The 19,090-nt window shown below is 38.6% G+C and carries 17 protein-coding genes; 16 read left to right on the forward strand and 1 reads right to left on the reverse strand.

The features are described 5' to 3' along the window. The first annotated feature begins 148 nt into the window (after nt 1-148). Nucleotides 149-991 carry an HAD family hydrolase gene (locus RDY04_RS01130; RefSeq protein WP_303952948.1) on the forward strand — a complete coding sequence of 281 codons (843 nt, stop codon included), beginning with the start codon at nt 149-151 and terminating at the stop codon, nt 989-991. Between the two features lie 36 nt (nt 992-1,027). Here the strand turns inward: RDY04_RS01130 and RDY04_RS01135 are convergent, their stop codons facing one another. Next, nucleotides 1,028-1,654 carry a Pr6Pr family membrane protein gene (locus RDY04_RS01135; protein ID WP_303952951.1) on the reverse strand — a complete coding sequence of 209 codons (627 nt, stop codon included), beginning with the start codon at nt 1,652-1,654 and terminating at the stop codon, nt 1,028-1,030. A 109-nt stretch (nt 1,655-1,763) separates the two neighbouring features. Between RDY04_RS01135 and RDY04_RS01140 the strand changes: the two genes are divergently transcribed. From RDY04_RS01140 to RDY04_RS01210, 15 genes are all read left to right on the forward strand, one after another. Beyond that, complete coding sequence (locus RDY04_RS01140) at nt 1,764-2,921, forward strand: Mbeg1-like protein (RefSeq protein ID WP_303952954.1); 1,158 nt, start codon at nt 1,764-1,766, stop codon at nt 2,919-2,921. 31 nt (nt 2,922-2,952) lie between these two features. Continuing rightward, a complete protein-coding gene (locus RDY04_RS01145) occupies nt 2,953-3,720 on the forward strand; it encodes an SDR family NAD(P)-dependent oxidoreductase (protein ID WP_303952956.1) in 768 nt (255 codons plus the stop codon). Nucleotides 3,721-3,729: 9 nt separating this feature from the next. Then, nucleotides 3,730-3,861 (forward strand): hypothetical protein, encoded by a 132-nt coding sequence (locus RDY04_RS01150; protein WP_303952959.1) that lies wholly within the window; start codon nt 3,730-3,732, stop codon nt 3,859-3,861. A gap of 115 nt (nt 3,862-3,976) precedes the next feature. Beyond that, nucleotides 3,977-6,967: a type I restriction endonuclease subunit R gene (locus tag RDY04_RS01155; RefSeq protein WP_303952962.1), complete on the forward strand. Its 2,991-nt coding sequence runs from the start codon at nt 3,977-3,979 to the stop codon at nt 6,965-6,967. Between the two features lie 15 nt (nt 6,968-6,982). Continuing rightward, complete coding sequence (locus tag RDY04_RS01160) at nt 6,983-8,044, forward strand: SIR2 family protein (RefSeq protein ID WP_303952964.1); 1,062 nt, start codon at nt 6,983-6,985, stop codon at nt 8,042-8,044. Nucleotides 8,045-8,052: 8 nt separating this feature from the next. Continuing rightward, nucleotides 8,053-9,897, forward strand: coding sequence for an ATP-binding protein (locus RDY04_RS01165; protein WP_303952969.1), 1,845 nt, complete (start codon nt 8,053-8,055; stop codon nt 9,895-9,897). 137 nt (nt 9,898-10,034) lie between these two features. Further along, entirely contained in the window at nt 10,035-11,249 is a 1,215-nt protein-coding gene (locus RDY04_RS01170) for an RNA-binding domain-containing protein (RefSeq protein WP_374110356.1), read from the forward strand. Then, entirely contained in the window at nt 11,233-12,438 is a 1,206-nt protein-coding gene (locus tag RDY04_RS01175; protein ID WP_303952976.1) for a restriction endonuclease subunit S, read from the forward strand. Before RDY04_RS01170 ends, RDY04_RS01175 begins: the two co-directional genes overlap by 17 nt. A gap of 63 nt (nt 12,439-12,501) precedes the next feature. After that, nucleotides 12,502-14,106 carry a type I restriction-modification system subunit M gene (locus RDY04_RS01180; RefSeq protein ID WP_303952979.1) on the forward strand — a complete coding sequence of 535 codons (1,605 nt, stop codon included), beginning with the start codon at nt 12,502-12,504 and terminating at the stop codon, nt 14,104-14,106. 77 nt (nt 14,107-14,183) lie between these two features. Beyond that, complete coding sequence (locus RDY04_RS01185) at nt 14,184-15,119, forward strand: Rpn family recombination-promoting nuclease/putative transposase (protein ID WP_303952982.1); 936 nt, start codon at nt 14,184-14,186, stop codon at nt 15,117-15,119. 247 nt (nt 15,120-15,366) lie between these two features. Next, on the forward strand, nt 15,367-16,371 hold the full coding sequence (locus tag RDY04_RS01190) for a DNA/RNA non-specific endonuclease (RefSeq protein WP_303952985.1): 1,005 nt from the start codon (nt 15,367-15,369) through the stop codon (nt 16,369-16,371). A 148-nt stretch (nt 16,372-16,519) separates the two neighbouring features. After that, nucleotides 16,520-17,080, forward strand: a complete 561-nt coding sequence (locus tag RDY04_RS01195; protein WP_002884070.1) for a LemA family protein — start codon at nt 16,520-16,522, stop codon at nt 17,078-17,080. Nucleotide 17,081: 1 nt separating this feature from the next. Beyond that, nucleotides 17,082-17,981 (forward strand): zinc metalloprotease HtpX, encoded by a 900-nt coding sequence (gene htpX, locus RDY04_RS01200; protein WP_303952990.1) that lies wholly within the window; start codon nt 17,082-17,084, stop codon nt 17,979-17,981. Nucleotides 17,982-18,098: 117 nt separating this feature from the next. Beyond that, complete coding sequence (locus RDY04_RS01205) at nt 18,099-18,572, forward strand: hypothetical protein (protein WP_295494762.1); 474 nt, start codon at nt 18,099-18,101, stop codon at nt 18,570-18,572. After that, nucleotides 18,569-18,964 (forward strand): DUF4430 domain-containing protein, encoded by a 396-nt coding sequence (locus tag RDY04_RS01210; RefSeq protein ID WP_303952993.1) that lies wholly within the window; start codon nt 18,569-18,571, stop codon nt 18,962-18,964. The genes RDY04_RS01205 and RDY04_RS01210 overlap by 4 nt, the downstream gene beginning before the upstream one ends. Nucleotides 18,965-19,090: the final 126 nt, after the last annotated feature.

The following is a 19,090-nucleotide window of genomic DNA, read 5'->3' on the forward strand; positions in this document are numbered from 1 at the left end:
TTCATCATAGCTTCTTTCAGGAGAAATGGCAATGCTTTGGATTGGAGACAATACTATCATAGGATAGTATCACTTTGTCCGAGGAAAGTATTATCTCTTGGAGCAGTATCAGGGTATAATAAAGTAAAAGAAGACTCGAGGTGAAAACATGTCAAAACTTATTTTTTTAGATGTTGATGGGACATTGGTGGATTATCATAACCGCATTCCAGAATCAGCAGTAAAGGCTATTCGTCAGGCACGTGAAAAGGGACATCTGGTCTACGTTTGTACCGGACGTAGCAAGGCAGAAATGCAACCGGAATTATGGGAGATTGGCTTGGATGGGATGATTGGTGGCAATGGCTCTTATGTGGAGCATCATAGCCAAGTTCTCATGCATCAGTTGATATCCAAGGAAGATGCAGCAAAGATTGTAGATTGGCTAACAGAGCGCCACTTGGCCTATTATCTTGAGAGCAATAATGGTCTCTTTGCTAGTCCTGATTTTCGGGAGCGGGCGCGTGAGACACTTAAGACTTACGTTATTCAAAAGGGGCAATCTGCAGAGTCTGTTGAGGGTAAAGAACCAGAAGATTTTATTCATGGCCTCCAGTATGGTGGAGAGCTCTACCGTGACGACCTAAACAAGGTCAGTTTCGTTTTGGAGTCTTATCAGGATCACTTGGATTCCAAAGAAGCTTTTCCACAGCTTGAAGCCCATACTTGGGGAGGTCGAGGTGAAACAGCTTTATTTGGTGACTTGGGTGTTAAGGATATTAACAAGGCCCATGCCATTGATGTTCTTTTGGAATATTTGGGTGCTAAGCGTTCGGATACCATTTCTTTTGGCGATGCAAAGATTGATATCCCTATGTTGGAGTACTGTGAGGTTGGCGTTGCCATGGGAAATGGTGGGCCAGAAATCTTGGCTATGGCAGACTTAGTCACAGACGATGTTGAGGTTGATGGCTTGTATAAGGCATTTGATAAATTGGGTTTGTTGCAATAAAAAAACTGAGTTCCATTTGGGAGCTCAGTTTGTGTTTTATGCAGATTTACGTCCGATAAATTTTTTCAAGAGATACAAGAGATAGCCAACAGCAATATACCCAGCGCTGATGACCAGGACGTTTATCATGACCTTGTTCCAACCAAATTTATTGACGTTGATAAAGAAGTAGGCGAAAGGACTATCTTTAGCACCTGGAATTGCAAGTTTTAGAACCAGTCCATTTAGTAGGGCAAAGGCGAAGTAAGACAGTGGGAATAGGGACCAGTAAAGTGGCTCGCGCAGACGAAAGGCTTTCTTAGCATCGAAAACGAGAGTATCAAGCACCAACCCCCAAGGCACAATATAGTGAACCAAGAAATTCCTTACTGTCCAGTATTTCTCAGGTTCTGTAATAGGAGCTAACAGGATGTGGTAGATAACTCCAGTGATGAGGATGGCCATGGTTACGCCACCCTTGTAACGCAGGAGCTTGGTGTTAGTCGTCGCGTCCCCTTTTTTGAAGTCATAGATGATAAAGAAAATCAAACTAGAGAAGACCAGAATATTGGACAAAACGGTGTAGTAGAGCAGCATGCCCCAACCATCGTCATAGATTTGGATAGAGACTCCCACAAACCCACAAAGTGCTAGTAAGATACGGTAAAATCGTGAAATAGTCATAAGTTTCCTTTTCTTAATAAATAATCTCTCTTATCATATCACATTTTTCACTAACAATTTATTGAAAATTCTAGTAAAATCAAGGTAAGAAAGACTTTAAGGAGTAATGATGTCCAATTTAATCGATTATCTTGAAAAGGTTAAGGATTTGCCTTTCGATAAAGAGCCTCTTAATATCTTGGATAAGGTTTGCATCAATGAGATTGGCTACCTGACTTATGAAAAATGGCTCTCAGCAAGTGATTTAAAGAAGACCATCAATTTACATGATTATGCTGAAGGGAAGGACTTAAATCCAGACTACAGCTTCATGGTGACTAAGGAACGGGTAGATTTGGCTGAAGCCATGGTCAGGTCTAGGCGTTTCGCTGGACTTAATCTAAGTGACTACTGTAGTGTCTTGGACAAGGAAGTGGAAAAGCAGTTTGCGGCTATGATTTTCAACTTGCCTGAATTGGACTACCAGCAGATTGTCTTTCGTGGGACAGATGATAGCGTTATTGGTTGGAAGGAGGATTTTCAACTGACCTACAGTCGGGAAATTCCTGCCCATCGCTCAGCTATTGCCTTTCTGTCTGAGCACTTGCTCAACCTCAGTGGCCATATCACTGTTTCTGGACATTCCAAGGGTGGTAATCTTGCCCTTTATTCGGCTGTTCAAAGCTCGACTGCTCTACGTGAGCAAATAGCAGAGCTCCTGCTCCTAGATTCTCCAGGTTTGATGAAATCACTTTTAGAAAAGCCTTCTTACCAAGAGGTGAAATCCAAGATGACAGTTATCAGACCTCAGGATTCTGTTGTAGGAGTCATGCTTTATTGGGATCAGGCTGCTCAGCTAGTAGCAGCAGATGGTATAGGCATTGCTCAACACAATGTCTTGCTTTGGCAGGTTGACCCGGAGATAAGGGATTTTATTTATGTGGATCAGCCTACCGAGATGAGTCAACGCTTGAAAGAGACCTTCCAAAAATGGATTGAGACCTTGCCAAATCAAGAACTCAAGCAAGTCTGTGATTTGTTCTTTGATACCATTCTTGATTCTGGAATTGAAAGTCTGGATGATATTGGGATTAAAACTCTCCCTAAGCTAGGCCAACTGTTGCAAGAATTTGGCAATCACACAGATCAACAAAAGAAGGTCCTGCAAGATGGTTTCAACCAGTTACTCTGGATATTTTGGAAGTCAGGAAACAGAAAAACAAGCCTGCCCAAACTTGAACTTCCTGACTTTTTCAAGAAGTTGAGTGAATTAACAAACAACGATTAGGGGTAGCAGAATCATAGAAGTGGAGGATTTTATGTCTAAAAACGTACTAATCACAGGAGCAACATCAGGGATTGGCGAAGCAACGGCGCGTGCCTTTGCCGAAGAAGGAGAAAATCTCATCCTAACAGGTCGCCGCGTGGAGCGCTTAGAAGCTCTAAAAGAAGAGCTCCAAGCAACCTATCCAAATCAAAAAGTTTGGACCTTTGCTCTGGATGTCACTGATATGGCCATGGTCAAGGATGTTTGCCAAGCTATTCTTAAAAGTGTGGGGCAAGTCCATGTCTTAGTCAATAATGCAGGTCTGGCACTAGGTTTAACAGCCTACCAAGACTATGAGGAGTGGGACATGCTGACCATGCTCGACACCAATGTCAGGGGCTTGATGATGGTGACACGTCAGATTTTGCCAAGTATGGTCGCTGCCAATGAGGGTCATATCATCAATATGGGCTCTACGGCGGGTATCTATGCTTACGCAGGTGCTGCCGTTTACTCAGCTACCAAGGCTGCAGTGAAAACTTTCAGCGATGGCTTGCGTATCGATACCATTGCCACAGATATCAAAGTGACAACCATTCAGCCTGGTATCGTTGAGACCGACTTTTCACAAGTTCGCTTTCACGGTGATAAGGATAAGGCAGCCAAGGTTTATCAAGGGTTAAAGGCCCTCCAGGCTCAAGATATTGCGGATGCTGTTCTCTACGTTACCAAGCAACCACGACATGTCCAAATTTCAGACATGACCATCATGGCTAACCAACAAGCTACAGGGTTTACCATTCATAGGGAGGAAGACTAGGAGAAGCTTATGAAGAATCCCACTAATCCAGCCATCGGCAGTAGCTGGGAAGACTTGCAAACAAAACTCTTTAGCAAGGAAGAGATTGAAGCCAGTTACCAAAGAGTAGAAAAACTCATTCAGGAAAGGGTTCGTAAATAGATAATGAAAACACGGCACTAAGCTGTGTTTTTTGTTTGAATTTTCCCAAAACTATGAAAGAAACCGTGAAAATGCTATAATGTAAGGGATTACGACAATGTTGAAAGGATAAGTCATGCCAGCAGTTACTCCAGAACTTGAGATAGAACGTCAATTAATCGAGCAATTAACCTCTGGTGAGAGTCAGTGGACCTATCGCCCAGAATTAAAAAACGAAAGTCAATTATGGGACAACTTTTTTGAAAAGTTAGCACAAAATAACGTTGCCCTACTCGCTGACCATCCCTTGACTGAGCAGGAGAATCGCCAAATCAAGAACCAGCTTAACTTCATTAACTATTATGAAGCTGCTAAGTGGTTGGCAGGTGAAAATGGTATTGCTAAAGTCGAGGTACAGCGTGAAGATGCTAGCCTTGGTACTATCCGACTTTCTGTCATCTGGCGTGATAATATTGCTGCTGGAAAATCCAGTTACGAGGTGGTTAATCAAGTAGAACGTGACAAGGCTTATCCGCAAGATCAGGACCGCCGTTTAGATACAACTCTGATGATTAATGGCCTTCCTCTTATCCACATCGAGCTCAAGAGTCCTCGTGTGGCCTTTTTGGATGCCTTTCATCAAATCAAAAAGTATGACCGTGAAGGAAAGTTACGTGGCATCTATTCTGCCCTCCAGATGTTTGTTGTGACTAATAAGGTGGATACACGTTATATCGCAGCTGCACGAGAGGATAAGCTCAATAAACAATTCTTGACATCTTGGGTGGATAAAGATAATAAACCCATGACCAGTCTCATGGACTTTGCCTATGAGGTCCTGTCTATTCCACGTGCCCATCAGATGGTGATGCAGTATTCCGTTATTGATGATAGTAAGAAAGCCCTCATCCTCTTACGTCCTTATCAAATCCATGCTATCGAGTCTGTTCAAGATGCCTCTCGTCGTCAGGAATCAGGCTATATCTGGCATACCACAGGTTCTGGTAAGACCCTAACCTCCTACAAGGTGGCTCGCAACCTCTTGCAGATTCCAGCCATTCAAAAGACGATTTTCGTTGTGGACCGTAGGGACCTTGACCAGCAGACGACGTCGTCCTTTCTTTCTTACGCCGCTAACGATGTTATTGATATCGATGAGACGGACAATACCCATGACTTGGTTAAGCGTTTGGCAGGAAATGATAAGCGAGTGATTGTGACGACTATCCAGAAAATCACTACCATGATGCGCAAGTTCCAAGAAGGTAAATACCAAAAGGATTCGGAGAAAATCAAGGACCTTCGTGTGGCTTTTGTTGTGGATGAATGTCACCGTGCGGTCACACCACAGACGCAAAAAGACATCAAAGGCTTTTTCCACAATTCGCTCTGGTATGGTTTTACAGGCACACCGATTTTCAAGGAAAATAAACGCAAGCAATTAGGTGATTTGGCACAAACCACCCACCAACAATATGGCGAACGCCTCCATGAGTATACGGTCAAAGAAGCCATCCATGACGGGGCAGTCCTTGGTTTTAAGGTTGACTATCGTAATACCATTATTTCGCCGATTCCTGAAGAAGACCTTCCAGATTCTGTCTATGAAGATAAAGAGCACATGCTAGAAGTCTTGGATGCTATCCTAAACAAAAGTTATCAACAGTTGGGCTTCCCAAATGGTGTAGGCAAGACCTACGAGGCTATCTTAACCGTTAAGTCCATTCCACAGGCTCAGGCCTATTACAATCTGCTCAAGAGTATCAAGGCAGGACAGGAACGCGTCAAGGTGTCAGAGCGAGCTAAGCGCGTGCTACCTGATTTTCCAAAGGTGACAGTCACTTACTCTGTGTCGGAAAATGAAGAAGAGTCTATCGGCTACCAAGAGCACATGAAGCAGGTCATGGACGATTACAATCGAGAGTATGGCACCCATTTTAATATGGCTGATTTGCGTGGCTTTAACACGGATATCAATAATCGTTTAGCTAGAAAGTTAGACATATACATTCCTCGTAATGAGCAGTTGGATTTGGTCATTGTCGTTGACCGTCTTTTGACCGGTTTTGATGCCCCATGTCTATCCACTCTCTTCATCGACCGTAAGCCCATGCGTCCACAGGATTTGATTCAAGCCTTTAGTCGCACCAACCGCATCTTTGACAGTAAAAAGCGTTATGGCCATATCATCACCTTCCAAAGACCTGAGGCCTTTAAAGAGGCTGTGGATAACGCCCTCAGACTCTACTCAAACGGTGGTGAAAATGACGTCACTGCTCCAGACTGGGCAGAAGAAAAAGCTAACTTTATCCAAGCTTGGATCGACTTTCAAGTAAAAGTGGAAGATGTAGAAAACTATGTCATCACGATTGAGCAGGCCACTAGCCCACAACTCCGTCGCATTGCCAAGGCTTACCAAATCTTTGACAAGTATCTAGCATCTATCCGTGTCTATAGCGAATACGATGAAGTGGCTATCTATGCTGAAACTGGCTTATCAGATGAGAAGCTCGAAACTTATCTAGGAATCTATCAAAATATCCTAGCAGAGCTCAAAAGTCGAGCTGAAGACGATGGAGATGATAATCTCTTTGACATCCACTACGAACTGGAATCCGTCCAAGTCGATGAGATTAACTATGCTTACATTCTGACCTTGATTCAAAGTATGATTCAGCAGGAAGAGGATAGTCCAAAGACCCTCAGTGATAAAGATATCGAAACGGTTGATAACTATATCCAGAGTCTGGAACGCACCAATCCCAAACTAGCAGAAATCATCCGAAATCTGTGGAAAGAAGTCCAAGCCAATCCTAAAGATTACCAAGGACAATCTATCACTGGTGTCTTGGACACTATGATTGAAGCCATCATCGACGACCATCTCAAACGCCTTGCCAGAGAATGGTATGTCGGACTCGATGAACTTCGTTACTATGTTCAACACTATCGTAAGGGGGCCAAGAAGCAATCCGGAGAAAGCCAGCTCACCAAGAGCCAACGCTACAAAGACTACAAAGCAGAAACAGCTGATGCCCTCAACCCGCTCAGCTACAAAAAACACATCAAAGAAGCCTACACCAAGCTCATTGAAGAGGTGATTGAACCATTGAGAGTGGGGAGGTAGAGGAAGGAGAGATGAATGGTGCAGGAATTTAATATTGAACAATTTAAAAGAAATGTTCTTACTAAAAATTTGAATATTTTAATTGGTTCTGGAGTATCATATCCAGCAATTCCCTTAATGAGTTTCTTTTCAAAAGATGAAAAAGGTATGCCTGTAAGTAAAGAAGTTGCAAATACTAATTTAGAGAATCATATATGGAAAGTAAGTTACTTTTTGCTTTTGAATCATAACGATAGAATAAAGTATTTTGTTGAAAATATGGATAAGAAAACTTTGTATTCAATAGATTATTATAATGAGCTGAAGAATTTCATTGCCTTGGAGTACAATATTGATTATGTATTAGAACGATATGTAAAGTTTTTAGAAAAATCAATTACATTGCTTTACACTTCGAATTCTAGAACGGTTTCAAAGAGTGTTAATATTTTTACTACCAATTATGATTTATTTATTGAAAGTTCTTTGGATTTATTGATGAAAAATGAGAACTTTATATTTAATGATGGGTCCAACGGTTATTTCAATAAAGTGTTAGATAGTTCTAATTATAATAAAAGTGTGGCGTATAGAGGGTTAAATGAAAATTATTTAAATGAGCTACCTTCAATCTCTTTAATTAAACCTCATGGATCTATGAATTGGGAAAGAGGCGAAAATAATCAGACTCTTATAAGAACGTGTACGGTTAATCATCCAGTTGTTGTTAGACCTACTGGACTTGAAGGACAAGAAACTTATCTTAACAATCATTTTCACGATATGTTAAGAGTATTCCAACTAGAGTTAGATAAGCCTCAATCAGTATTAATTGTTATAGGATTCTCGTTTCAAGATGATCATATTGCGAAGATGATAAGGAGAGCCTTAAAGAATCCAGAATTAATGATTTATATTTTTTGTTATGCTAACAGCGATTTTAATGTGATTAAGAAAAACTTATCTCTTGATAATATTCCGAGGAATCTTCAGATAGTGATACCATCTGATTTAGAAGTCGAAAACAAGAACGCTTTAAGTACCAGTGGGAATTTGGATATAAGTAGTCTAACAAAGTTATTTATCATTGAGGATTAAAAAGTATAATGAATCGAGTTGTGAAAAAATTAGGTGTAATCGTAGGTGTTGATGGTGATATTTCTCAAGTTGGAATGTATCATTTATCTAATGATGCAGAATATCTATGGTATGGTGATGTGTTACAAGGAGCAAAAATCGGAGCATATCTGACAATTTTACAGAATAATGTAAAAATTATCGCTTCTGTTGTTACTGAAAAAGTTGCTGATCAACAAAATACAATTCGAAGTACAGAATTTGATAATCGTTTTTCAAAAAATTCGATAAATCGAATCGTTCATTTAAAAACTAAAGGCGTAATTGAAAATGGTGAATTCAAAGTCACAAGTCAATATGTGCCAATGATTGGTAATGAGGTATGTATTACTTCGAAAAAGGACTTAGAATTAATATATGGGATTAATGATGCAGAGCCGACAATCTCTATTGGCAAGTCAATCTTGGAAGGTCAAGTTGTCCCTTTATCGATTAATAAAATTTTTGCTTCTCATATTGGTGTTTTTGGGAATACTGGTAGCGGTAAATCTAATACTTTGCACAAGTTATTTCTAGAATTATTCCGATCAGAGTATCAAGAGAAAATTTTAGAGCATTCAAAATTCTATGTTATTGATTTTAATGGTGAATATACAAAAGATGACAGTTTTGGTGTAGCAAATCAAAAAAGAGTATTCGAAATTAATACTAAAAATCTAACATCGACTAAACTTCCGATAACCTCAGATTATTTATTTGATCCAGATATTTTGTCAATTCTATTCGGAGCGACTTCTGCTACACAAGTTCCTTTTTTAAGAAAATCGCTTAAAATTTGGAATGAAAGACAGTTCAATGGTGAGAGTATTGCACATTTTGTTGTAGGAACCTTAAAAAGGATTTTGACTACCGGGAATTCTGCAAGTCTAGATTCTAAAGATAATTGGATAACTATTGCAGAGAAGTACATTGATAATGATTTATTTGATGTTTTAAAAAGCAATTTGCATTACAATTACAATACAGAAGCTTATTACACGGTAGTTAATGGTAACAATAATTATATTATTAATCCCAATACACCAATTGCTGACTTTGAAATAAAGTATCTTAAAATTGATGAAATCGAGAGGAATTTAAAATTTAAATTTGACTCGTTATCAGAATTTGATAAATTAAAGTTCCATCTTGATTTTCAAAAAGTACATCAATCAGCTTGGAAATCAACAAACATAGAACATATTAATCCTTTGTTTCATAGAATTGATACAGCTTTAAATAGTTTGAAAAAGGTTGTTGAAGTTAAAGATAGCATTGAAGGAGATTTTGCTAGTTTAAATATTATTAATCTCGTACATGCTAATCAGGAGATTACTAGATTAATTCCTATGCTTATCTCTAAGATGGTCTATGACCAACAGAAAGCGAAAATAGCAGGAAACGATGTTACATGTACTAGTCATTTGATTATTGATGAAGCACATAATATTTTAAATGAACAAAATCATTCTGTAGGAGATACTTGGCAGGACTACAGATTGAATATTTTTGAGGAAATCATTAAGGAAGGACGAAAATTTGGTTTCTACTTAACTTTATCTAGTCAACGACCAGCAGATATTTCACCTACTATTCTTTCACAAGTTCACAATTATTTCATCCATAGATTGGTTAATGATAATGATTTACGAATGTTGGTAAATACTATGCCTACGCTGGATAAAACTTCCTTTAATAAAATTCCTAGTTTAGGTAAAGGTGAAGTTATAATTACGGGCAATGCTATTCAAGTTCCAGTATTTGTAAAGGTTGAGAAAGAAAAAATAATTAGACCGAATAGTGATGATGTTATTTTGACAAAATTGTGGAGCTGAACTATGGAAAAGAAGGAAAATTCAGATAATTAATATGAAGTGAATTTGTTTTTGAAATTCCTAGTTTCTCTATGTATCGGAAACGTTAAATTAGGATTTTCAAAATAGAAATTAAAGTTTATAGGGAGAAATGATAATTGTTGACGAATGATCAATTAGATGAAATCATAATGGAATTACTTCGCCTAGGAGTGGAAGGTGAATATTGGGATTTTAAAGAAAAACCATATTTTTTCGAAGGTCAAAGTGACAAGGATAAGAATAAAAAGAAAGGAGACCTTCTCCATGATATAATTTGCATGGCAAATAATTTAAGTAACCGTGATGCATATATTATCATGGGTATTCAAGATAAACCAGTAAAAATAACAGGAGCTAAGCAATTTTCGAATAAGTGGACACAAGAAAATTATCAAGATTTTTTACAAAATTTAACTTGGGCTGGAGATATGATTCCGATAGTTGAATTCCGAACGATCCATGATGGAAAGTTAGATGTTTTAATTATAAAAAAATCAAATAGGGTTCCATTTTACATAACTAAAAAATGTAATAAGGTTCGAGAAAATCAAATTTATGTTCGAAAAGGTTCTAAGAATACTGCTATTGATAGTCAGGCAGAAATAGGTGATATTGAAAAGCTATTCGAATTTAGATTTGGGTTAACACCCTATCCTAAAGAACGTGTGATTAATTATATATGTGATCATGATCATTGGATTGAGATGAAGGGGAATTATGAAACTCGTTCTTGGTACTATGAGAAATTTCCTGAATATACAATGGAATTAGTTGATGATCCACAGAACGATGAACTCAGAGCCCCAGTTTATGCACTTATCCATCCCAACGCAAGAACAACATGGCAGATTTTACGCATAAAATATCACCAAACAATCTTGTTGGAGTTTAGTTCACATTATGTTGACGAATATAGGGGGCTTTCTGTTCAACCAAAGTATAATTTTTTAAAATTATTCAATGGAATGGACGATGTAAAGTTTTCATCTATGTATTATTATTACTTATCTGATTCCGTTGAAATAAACTTGATGTATTTGTTAAAAGAATTACTTCAACAAGACGGTGAAGCATGGAGAAGGCATTTAGGCCTAATTCCTGTTTTTTATGACGATGAAGAAAGAAATGCTATTGAAAAATATATTGAAGAAAATAAATCTGCTATTCTTGTGGAAATAAAAAAGGAAAGTGAAAACATTTGCCTGGGGTATAATTATGATGGGGATGAGAAACGAAGTAAATGGGATCAAGAAGAAATAGCAGTAACCAAAGTTGTAAAAAATATCTTAAATGAGTATAGGGAAAAGAAGGTATATGAAAAAACAAAGTAATACCCCACAAATTAGATTTCACAATTATAAAGAATTATGGGAATGCGATAGATTAAAAAATATTTTCAGGACTATTAGAAATGCTTTTGTCGGGACAGCAACTCCTTATTATGTTGAAAAGGGTCATTTTTATCTAGAATCGAATAACGTTAAAAATGGTAAAATTAATTACAATTCTCAAATTTTTATTAATGATGAATTCTATGAAAAACAAAGAGATAAGTGGTTGAAAACGAATGACATCGTAATGGTACAATCTGGACATGTTGGTCACACAGCTGTTATTCCAAAAGAATTAAATAATACAGCAGCCCACGCATTGATAGTTTTTACTGATTACAAAAAAGAAGTAAATCCGCATTTTTTAAATTATCAATTTCAATCTAGTAGTAAGAGAAAAGAGATTAATTTAATTTCTACTGGTAATACTATCAAGCATATTTTAGCTTCAGAGATGAAAAGCTTTAAGATGGATTTTCCTACAGTTGAAGAACAATCTGCCATAGGCTCTCTTTTCCGTACTCTCGACGACCTTCTGACTAGCTACAAGGATAATCTTGCTAACTACCAATCACTCAAGGCGGCCATGCTCTCGAAGATGTTTCCCAAAGCTGGACAGACTGTTCCTGAGATTCGATTGGATGGTTTTGAAGGTGAGTGGGAAGAGAAGGAATTTATACAAATTGTAAATAGAGTTACTGAAAGCTCCGATTCAGATTCATTACCAAAAGTTGAGTTTGAGGATATTATTTCTGGTCAGGGAAAACTTAATAAAGATATTAGTAGTAAATTTGATAATCGTAAAGGGATACTCTTTAAGCCTGGATATACATTATATGGTAAATTACGACCTTATTTGAATAACTGGCTTTTACCGAAATTTGAAGGTGTTGCTTTAGGTGATTTTTGGGTATTTGATCCAAATGGAAATAACTCGGATTTTATTTATTATTTAGTTCAATCAAGTCGTTATCAAAAAGTTGCTAATGACACATCTGGTACTAAAATGCCTCGTTCAGATTGGAAGTCAGTTTCAACAACTATTTTTGCAATTCCACAAACAATTGCAGAACAACAAGCCATCGGTGCCTATTTCTCAAACCTAGATAACCTCATCAACTCTCACCAAGAAAAAATTTCTCAGTTAGGAACACTCAAAAAGAAACTCTTACAGAATATGTTTATCTAAAGGGTTAGTTATTACTAAGAACCACTTTTTAAAGAATATTTGTAAAACTTAGAAAGAAACATTATGTCAGAAACAACACAAACCTCCCAGTCGCTTTATCAAGCCCTGTGGAACTCAGCGGATGTGCTCCGCTCTAAGATGGATGCTAACGACTACAAGTCTTATCTCTTGGGCATGGTCTTTTACAAGTATTTGTCGGATAAGATGCTCTTTTTCGTGGCAGAGACCATGGAGGAAGAGACAGAAAGCTTGGAGGAGGCACTGGCAGTCTATCGCAAATACTACGAGGATGAGGAGACTCACGAAGACCTTTTGGCGGTCATCACTGATGAGATGAGCTATGCCATTCATCCTGACTTGACCTTTACGGCCTTGGTGGAGCGAGTGAATGATGGAAGCTTCCAGCTAGAGGACTTGGCTCAGGGCTTCCGTGATATTGAGCAGAGTGACGAGCTTTATGAAAACCTTTTTGAAGACATCGACCTCTACTCTAAGAAACTTGGGGCGACTCCTCAAAAGCAAAATCAGACGGTTGCGGCTGTGATGAAGGAGTTGGCTGTCCTAGATGTGGCAGGTCATGCAGGTGATATGCTTGGTGATGCTTACGAGTACTTGATTGGTCAGTTTGCGACGGATTCGGGTAAGAAAGCTGGTGAGTTCTATACACCGCAACCTGTTGCCAAACTCATGACCCAGATAGCCTTTTTAGGTCGTGAGGACAAGCAAGGCTTTACCCTTTACGATGCCACAATGGGGTCAGGCTCGCTCTTGCTTAATGCCAAACGTTATTCACGTCAGCCACAGACGGTGGTTTACTTTGGTCAAGAGTTGAATACCTCAACCTATAACCTGGCACGCATGAACATGATTCTGCATGGTGTGCCGATTGAAAACCAGTTTTTACACAATGCTGATACCTTGGATGAGGATTGGCCAACCCAAGAGCCGACTAACTTTGATGGTGTTCTCATGAACCCACCTTATTCAGCCAAGTGGTCAGCTAGTTCAGGTTTCATGGATGACCCTCGTTTCTCACCATTTGGGAAACTAGCACCTAAGTCTAAGGCTGATTTTGCCTTCCTCTTGCACGGTTACTATCACTTGAAACAAGACAATGGTGTTATGGCCATCGTCCTACCTCATGGGGTGCTCTTCCGTGGTAATGCTGAAGGGACCATTCGTAAAGCTTTATTGGAAGAAGGTGCTATTGATACGGTTATCGGTCTGCCTGCTAATATCTTCTTTAACACTAGTATTCCGACGACGGTTATCATTCTCAAAAAGAACCGCACCAATCGTGATGTTTACTTTATCGATGCCTCTAAGGAGTTTGATAAGGGTAAAAATCAGAACATCATGACGGACGCTCATATTGAGAAGATTCTTGATGCTTATAAGATCCGTGAGGATATGGATAAGTTTGCCCATCTGGCTAGCTTTGAAGAGATTGTGGAAAATGACTACAACCTTAATATTCCTCGTTATGTGGATACCTTTGAGGAAGAAGAAGTGGAGCCCTTGACCGAGATTGTGACTAAGATTAATCAGACCAATGCGACGATTGAAAGTCAGACAGCATCACTTCTTGACATGCTTGACCAGCTTCATGGAACGACACCAGAAGCAGATGAAGAACTCAAGGCTTTTGTGGAAGCATTTAAGGGGTAGTTGCTATCTTTCATTTACTTTTTCCGAATAATAGAAGTAGAGGGGACAACCCTCTATTTTTGACTAAGGAGAAGTAGATGGAAAAAAGACACAAGCATGTCTCGCCGACCTTGGACATCATGGCCAAGAAGATTTTTAGTTTGCCAGAAGTGACGGTGGCATTTATTAGAGATATTTTGGATTTGGATGTTGTGGATGCTCAGATTTTGGAGGGGATACAGCTTCATAAAAAGGACTTTGATGAGGATGAGCTCTTTTCAACCTCGGTGGATGTTCGAGCCAAGTTGAATGATGGAACCGAGGTTATCATTGAGATTCAGGTGCGTAAGCAGCATTATTTTCTCAATCGTTTTCATTATTATTTGGCTAACCAGCTGGTGGAAAATGTGCAGCAATTACGCCAACAAGGACAGACGCATAAGATGTATGAGCAAATGGAGCCAGTTTATGGCATAGCTATCTTGGAGAAGACCTTGTTGCCAGATGAGGAGTCCCCGATTAATACTTATTGGATGGCCAATAGTCGAACGGGCAAGCCATTAAATTCTTACTATAAGGATGGAAAACGTCAGAATCTCCTTCAGATTGCCTTTTTAGAGTTGGATAAGTATAATAAAGATAAGCATATCAGGGATGAAGGGCGGCAGTGGCTAGAGTTTTTTGGAAATCTCCCATTTTCAATGGCACCCAGTCAAGCGGTCACGCATGCCGATTCATTACTGGATTCATCCAGCTGGACACAGGAGGAAAAGGCGATGATTGATGAACGCATACGTATTCAAGAAAATTATGACATGACTATGGAAACAGCAATTGATGAAGCACGTGAAGAAGGCTTGGAACAAGGGATAGAGAAAGGGTTAGAGCGTGGACTTAAACAAGGATTGGAACGAGGTCGTCATGAGGAGCGCTTAGAGTTGATTCGTAAGATGCTCTCAAAAGGCCTACCTCTAGAAGTTGTATCAGATGTGACTGGTCTGTCGCTTGAAGAACTAGAGTCATTGTTAGCGTAGAATCTAGTTAAGTTAGTTATTTTTTGAAAAGTCAGAGGCAGGTTACTGTCTCTTTTTTATTTTTGGGTATTTTCCAAATTTGATTTGATAGTTCTTACTAAATTAGGTAAGAAACATCCATTAAATTGGGTGTTTTTTTGTTTTAAGAAAGCTCTAAGATACCTAATATCATTATTCTTTATTTTTAATCATCTACTTTGGTTTGATCCTGTATAATTAAAGTGATAAGAAAAATTAAGGAGTTAAGATGATGAAAGAAAAAAGAAATAGTAGGATTTGTTTATTTGCTCTTCTTCTTTTAGTATTTACTTTAGGATTTGGATTTTCAGTTGATATTAGCAAACAATCTTTGGCTGTGAGTTCTCAAGTGGTTCAAGCGGATGAGAACAATGGTATCTTGGCTTTTAATGGTCAAAAGCAGTTTGTCATGGAGGAGAAGGACCAGCTAGGACGTGCCCACAGTGCTCATATACAGTTACAAGATAAGGACGAGCCGAAGAATAAGCGTCCCGGTAAAATAAAATATGATCCTGTAGGATGGCATAACTATAAGTTTTATTATGGTGATGGTAAATCAAAATCTTGGCTAATGAATCGAGGGCATTTGATTGGTTATCAGTTTTCTGGTGTCAATGACGAGGGCAAGAATTTAGTACCTATGACTGCCTGGTTGAATTCTGGAAATTACAAAGGAACCGACGAAGGGAATCAGTCAGGCATGCTTTATTATGAGAATCGCTTGGATAACTGGCTAGCACTCCACCCTAACTATTGGTTAGACTATAAGGTAACAGCTATCTACCGTGGAGATGAGTTGTTGCCTCGTCAAGTAGAACTTCAGTATGTCGGTATTGATAGTTCTGGAAATCTCTTAGAAATTAAACTTGGTGGAGATAAGGAGACTCTTGATAGTCAGGGAGTTACGCATGTTATCTTGGATAACCAATCACCAAATGCAGAAATCAATTATGCAGATGGGACAGCGACAAATACGGTTACTGAATTTACTGAAGCACCATCTGAGCCTAGTTCTGAGAGTTCACAGGTGACTGAACAACCAAGTTCTGAGCCAGAGCCTGTGCAACCTGCACAAGAAGAAAGTCGAACAGTTTATGTGGCGCGTCATGGAACAGCAGATGTTTATTGGTATGACATCAACAGTATGCCTAGCAATACCAACAAAGCAAATGTTGTTACTATGACAGAAGCAGATGCCCTAGCCCAAGGAAAACGACACACGTCTAAAGAGTAATACAAAAGCTGGACATCTTGTCCAGTTTTTTTGTAAAACGGCTCACATTTTACCACTTTTATCTGAAAATTTGATATACTGAGACTATCAAAGATACTTGAAAGAGAAGTTAATTGACTCTTTTTCAGTACAAGAAAGGAATAAAAATATGATTTGGATTATTATTGCCATTATCGTTGTTCTTGTAATTTTTGTTATTGCAAGTTATAACGGCTTGGTTAAAAGCCGTATGCAGACTAAGGAGGCATGGAGTCAAATTGATGTTCAATTGAAACGTCGTAATGACCTTCTTCCTAACTTGATTGAGACTGTTAAGGGATATGCAAAATACGAAGGTTCAACGCTTGAAAAAGTAGCAGAACTTCGTAATCAAGTAGCAGCTGCGACTTCACCAGCAGAAGCGATGCGTGCCAGTGATGAATTGACTCGTCAGGTTTCTGGAATCTTTGCGGTAGCTGAAAGTTACCCTGACCTCAAGGCAAGTGCCAATTTCAGCCAGCTTCAAGAAGAGTTGACGAATACTGAAAATAAAATTGCTTATTCACGTCAACTATATAACAGTGTGACAAGTAACTACAATGTGAAATTGGAAACATTCCCAAGTAATGTTATTGCTAAGATGTTTAGCTTTAAGGCTGCTGAATTCCTTGAAACACCAGAAGAAGAAAAAGCTGTTCCTAAGGTTGATTTCAGTGGACTAGGTAACTAATATGTTATTTGATCAAATTGCTCGAAATAAGAGAAAGACTTGGCTTTTGCTCCTTGTCTTTTTCCTCTTGTTGGGCCTTGTTGGCTACGGTGTCGGCTATCTTTGGTTAGGTTCAGGCTTTGGTGGTCTGATTCTTGCCTTAGTTATTGGTTTTATTTATGCCATTACCATGATTTTTCAATCAACAAATGTTGTTATGGCTATGAATGGTGCACGAGAAGTTGATGAACAAAGCGCTCCAAACCTTTATCATGTGGTTGAGGATATGGCTATGGTGGCACAAATACCGATGCCACGTGTCTTTATTGTCGATGATCCTTCAATGAATGCTTTTGCGACTGGATCAAGCCCTAAGAATGCGGCAGTGGCTGCTACAACAGGTCTTCTTGCGGTTATGAATCGTGAGGAACTTGAAGGGGTTATCGGACATGAAGTGAGTCATATTCGTAACTACGATATCCGAATCTCTACCATAGCAGTTGCCTTAGCATCTGCTATTACCATGCTAGCTGGGATGGCTCGTAATATGATGTTCTGGGGTGGAGGTCGTCGTAGAAACGATGATGACCGTAATGGAAGTAGTGGTTTGGAAATTATTCTTCTCATTATTTCTTTAATTGCTATTATCCTTGCGCCTTTGGCAGCTACTCTGGTTCAGTTGGCTATTTCACGTCAGCGTGAATTTCTAGCTGATGCTTCTAGCGTTGAATTGACACGTAACCCGCAAGGTATGATTAATGCTCTACTCAAACTTGATAATAGTACGCCCATGCAACATCACGTGGATGATGCTAGTGCAGCCCTCTATATCAATGATCCTAAAAAGGAATCTGGTTTGCAGAAGCTCTTTTATACTCACCCACCAATTTCAGAACGGGTGGAACGCTTGAAACAAATGTAATACAGGGGAGGCTAATCATGTGATTGGTCTCTTTCTTTTAGCAGTTATTTTCTTTTTTAATTAAATAAATAAGTATCATACCTAGTCAATTCAACTTATTTCTGGCATAATAGATATATGAAACTAACGATTCAACGAATGGCTCGGATAGCCATTTTGTCAGCACTAGCAGTAGGATTGCGGTCAGCATTTATAGGATTGCCAAATATTCAGCCTATTACAGCTATGTTTTTTGTGGCCGTTCTTTATCTAGGTTTGGTAGATGGTCTATTGATTATGGCATTAACCATGTCTATTTCTGGATTCCTTTACGGTTTTGGTCCATGGGTCTTTAATCAGATCCTTGCTTTCGGGGTCTTAATGGCTCTTTGGAGTTTAATTGCGCCAAGACTATCGCTAGTTTGTCAGATTGTTGTAGTCACAATCTTTGCTTTTCTCTATGGGGTGCTTCTTGACTATGGTTATGGTCTCTTGTTTAAGAGTGGTCTAACTTTTGTTATCTCTGGTCTTCTATACGACACCTATCACGCTGCATCGACATTATTATTTTATCCATTTATTCAGTCTATTTTTAGGAGATTTTTAAAATGAAAAAATTATTGATATATTTAGCTCTTGCCTTTTCTCTTGTTACTTTAGTTGCCTGTGGAAAAAATGAGGCTGCTAAACTTACTAGTAGCACAAACAATCATCAGTCTAAGGTTCAAGGTCAGGTTACCTTGATTTTAAAAACTGAAAAGGAAAGTAAGAAAAAATCTGTAGAATTCAAAAAAGGTGATACGGTCCTTGATGTTTTAAAAGAAATATATCCTGTTCAAGAAAATGATGGTTTTATTACTGAAATTGATGGAATTTCTCAAGACAAGGAGAAGGGGATTTATTGGATGTTCGATGTCAATGGAAAAATCGGTGAGAAAGCCGCTAATCAACTTAAAGTTCAAGATGGTGATGAAATCAAATTCTATCAAGAAAAGTATAATTAAGATTTTAGACTCTAATTCAGAGTCTTTTTTTATAAAGTTCGGAAATAGGTCTAATAATTTTTTCAAAAAAGTCGGAAAATTGCAAAATAACTGACGATTTACAGAAAAATAGTTTACTTTTGTTTT

The organism is uncultured Streptococcus sp., assembly GCF_902463925.1.
GTDB lineage: Bacteria > Bacillota > Bacilli > Lactobacillales > Streptococcaceae > Streptococcus.

Coding starts and splice junctions, on each gene's coding strand:
- RDY04_RS01140 (WP_303952954.1), top strand. CDS start 1,764: ATGTCCAATTTAATCGATTATCTTGAAAAGGTTAAGGATTTGCCTTTC.
- RDY04_RS01165 (WP_303952969.1), top strand. CDS start 8,053: ATGAATCGAGTTGTGAAAAAATTAGGTGTAATCGTAGGTGTTGATGGT.
- RDY04_RS01160 (WP_303952964.1), top strand. CDS start 6,983: ATGGTGCAGGAATTTAATATTGAACAATTTAAAAGAAATGTTCTTACT.
- RDY04_RS01190 (WP_303952985.1), top strand. CDS start 15,367: ATGATGAAAGAAAAAAGAAATAGTAGGATTTGTTTATTTGCTCTTCTT.
- RDY04_RS01135 (WP_303952951.1), bottom strand. CDS start 1,654: ATGACTATTTCACGATTTTACCGTATCTTACTAGCACTTTGTGGGTTT.
- RDY04_RS01210 (WP_303952993.1), top strand. CDS start 18,569: ATGAAAAAATTATTGATATATTTAGCTCTTGCCTTTTCTCTTGTTACT.
- RDY04_RS01175 (WP_303952976.1), top strand. CDS start 11,233: ATGAAAAAACAAAGTAATACCCCACAAATTAGATTTCACAATTATAAA.
- RDY04_RS01185 (WP_303952982.1), top strand. CDS start 14,184: ATGGAAAAAAGACACAAGCATGTCTCGCCGACCTTGGACATCATGGCC.
- RDY04_RS01145 (WP_303952956.1), top strand. CDS start 2,953: ATGTCTAAAAACGTACTAATCACAGGAGCAACATCAGGGATTGGCGAA.
- htpX (WP_303952990.1), top strand. CDS start 17,082: ATGTTATTTGATCAAATTGCTCGAAATAAGAGAAAGACTTGGCTTTTG.
- RDY04_RS01205 (WP_295494762.1), top strand. CDS start 18,099: ATGAAACTAACGATTCAACGAATGGCTCGGATAGCCATTTTGTCAGCA.
- RDY04_RS01180 (WP_303952979.1), top strand. CDS start 12,502: ATGTCAGAAACAACACAAACCTCCCAGTCGCTTTATCAAGCCCTGTGG.
- RDY04_RS01130 (WP_303952948.1), top strand. CDS start 149: ATGTCAAAACTTATTTTTTTAGATGTTGATGGGACATTGGTGGATTAT.
- RDY04_RS01155 (WP_303952962.1), top strand. CDS start 3,977: ATGCCAGCAGTTACTCCAGAACTTGAGATAGAACGTCAATTAATCGAG.
- RDY04_RS01195 (WP_002884070.1), top strand. CDS start 16,520: ATGATTTGGATTATTATTGCCATTATCGTTGTTCTTGTAATTTTTGTT.
- RDY04_RS01150 (WP_303952959.1), top strand. CDS start 3,730: ATGAAGAATCCCACTAATCCAGCCATCGGCAGTAGCTGGGAAGACTTG.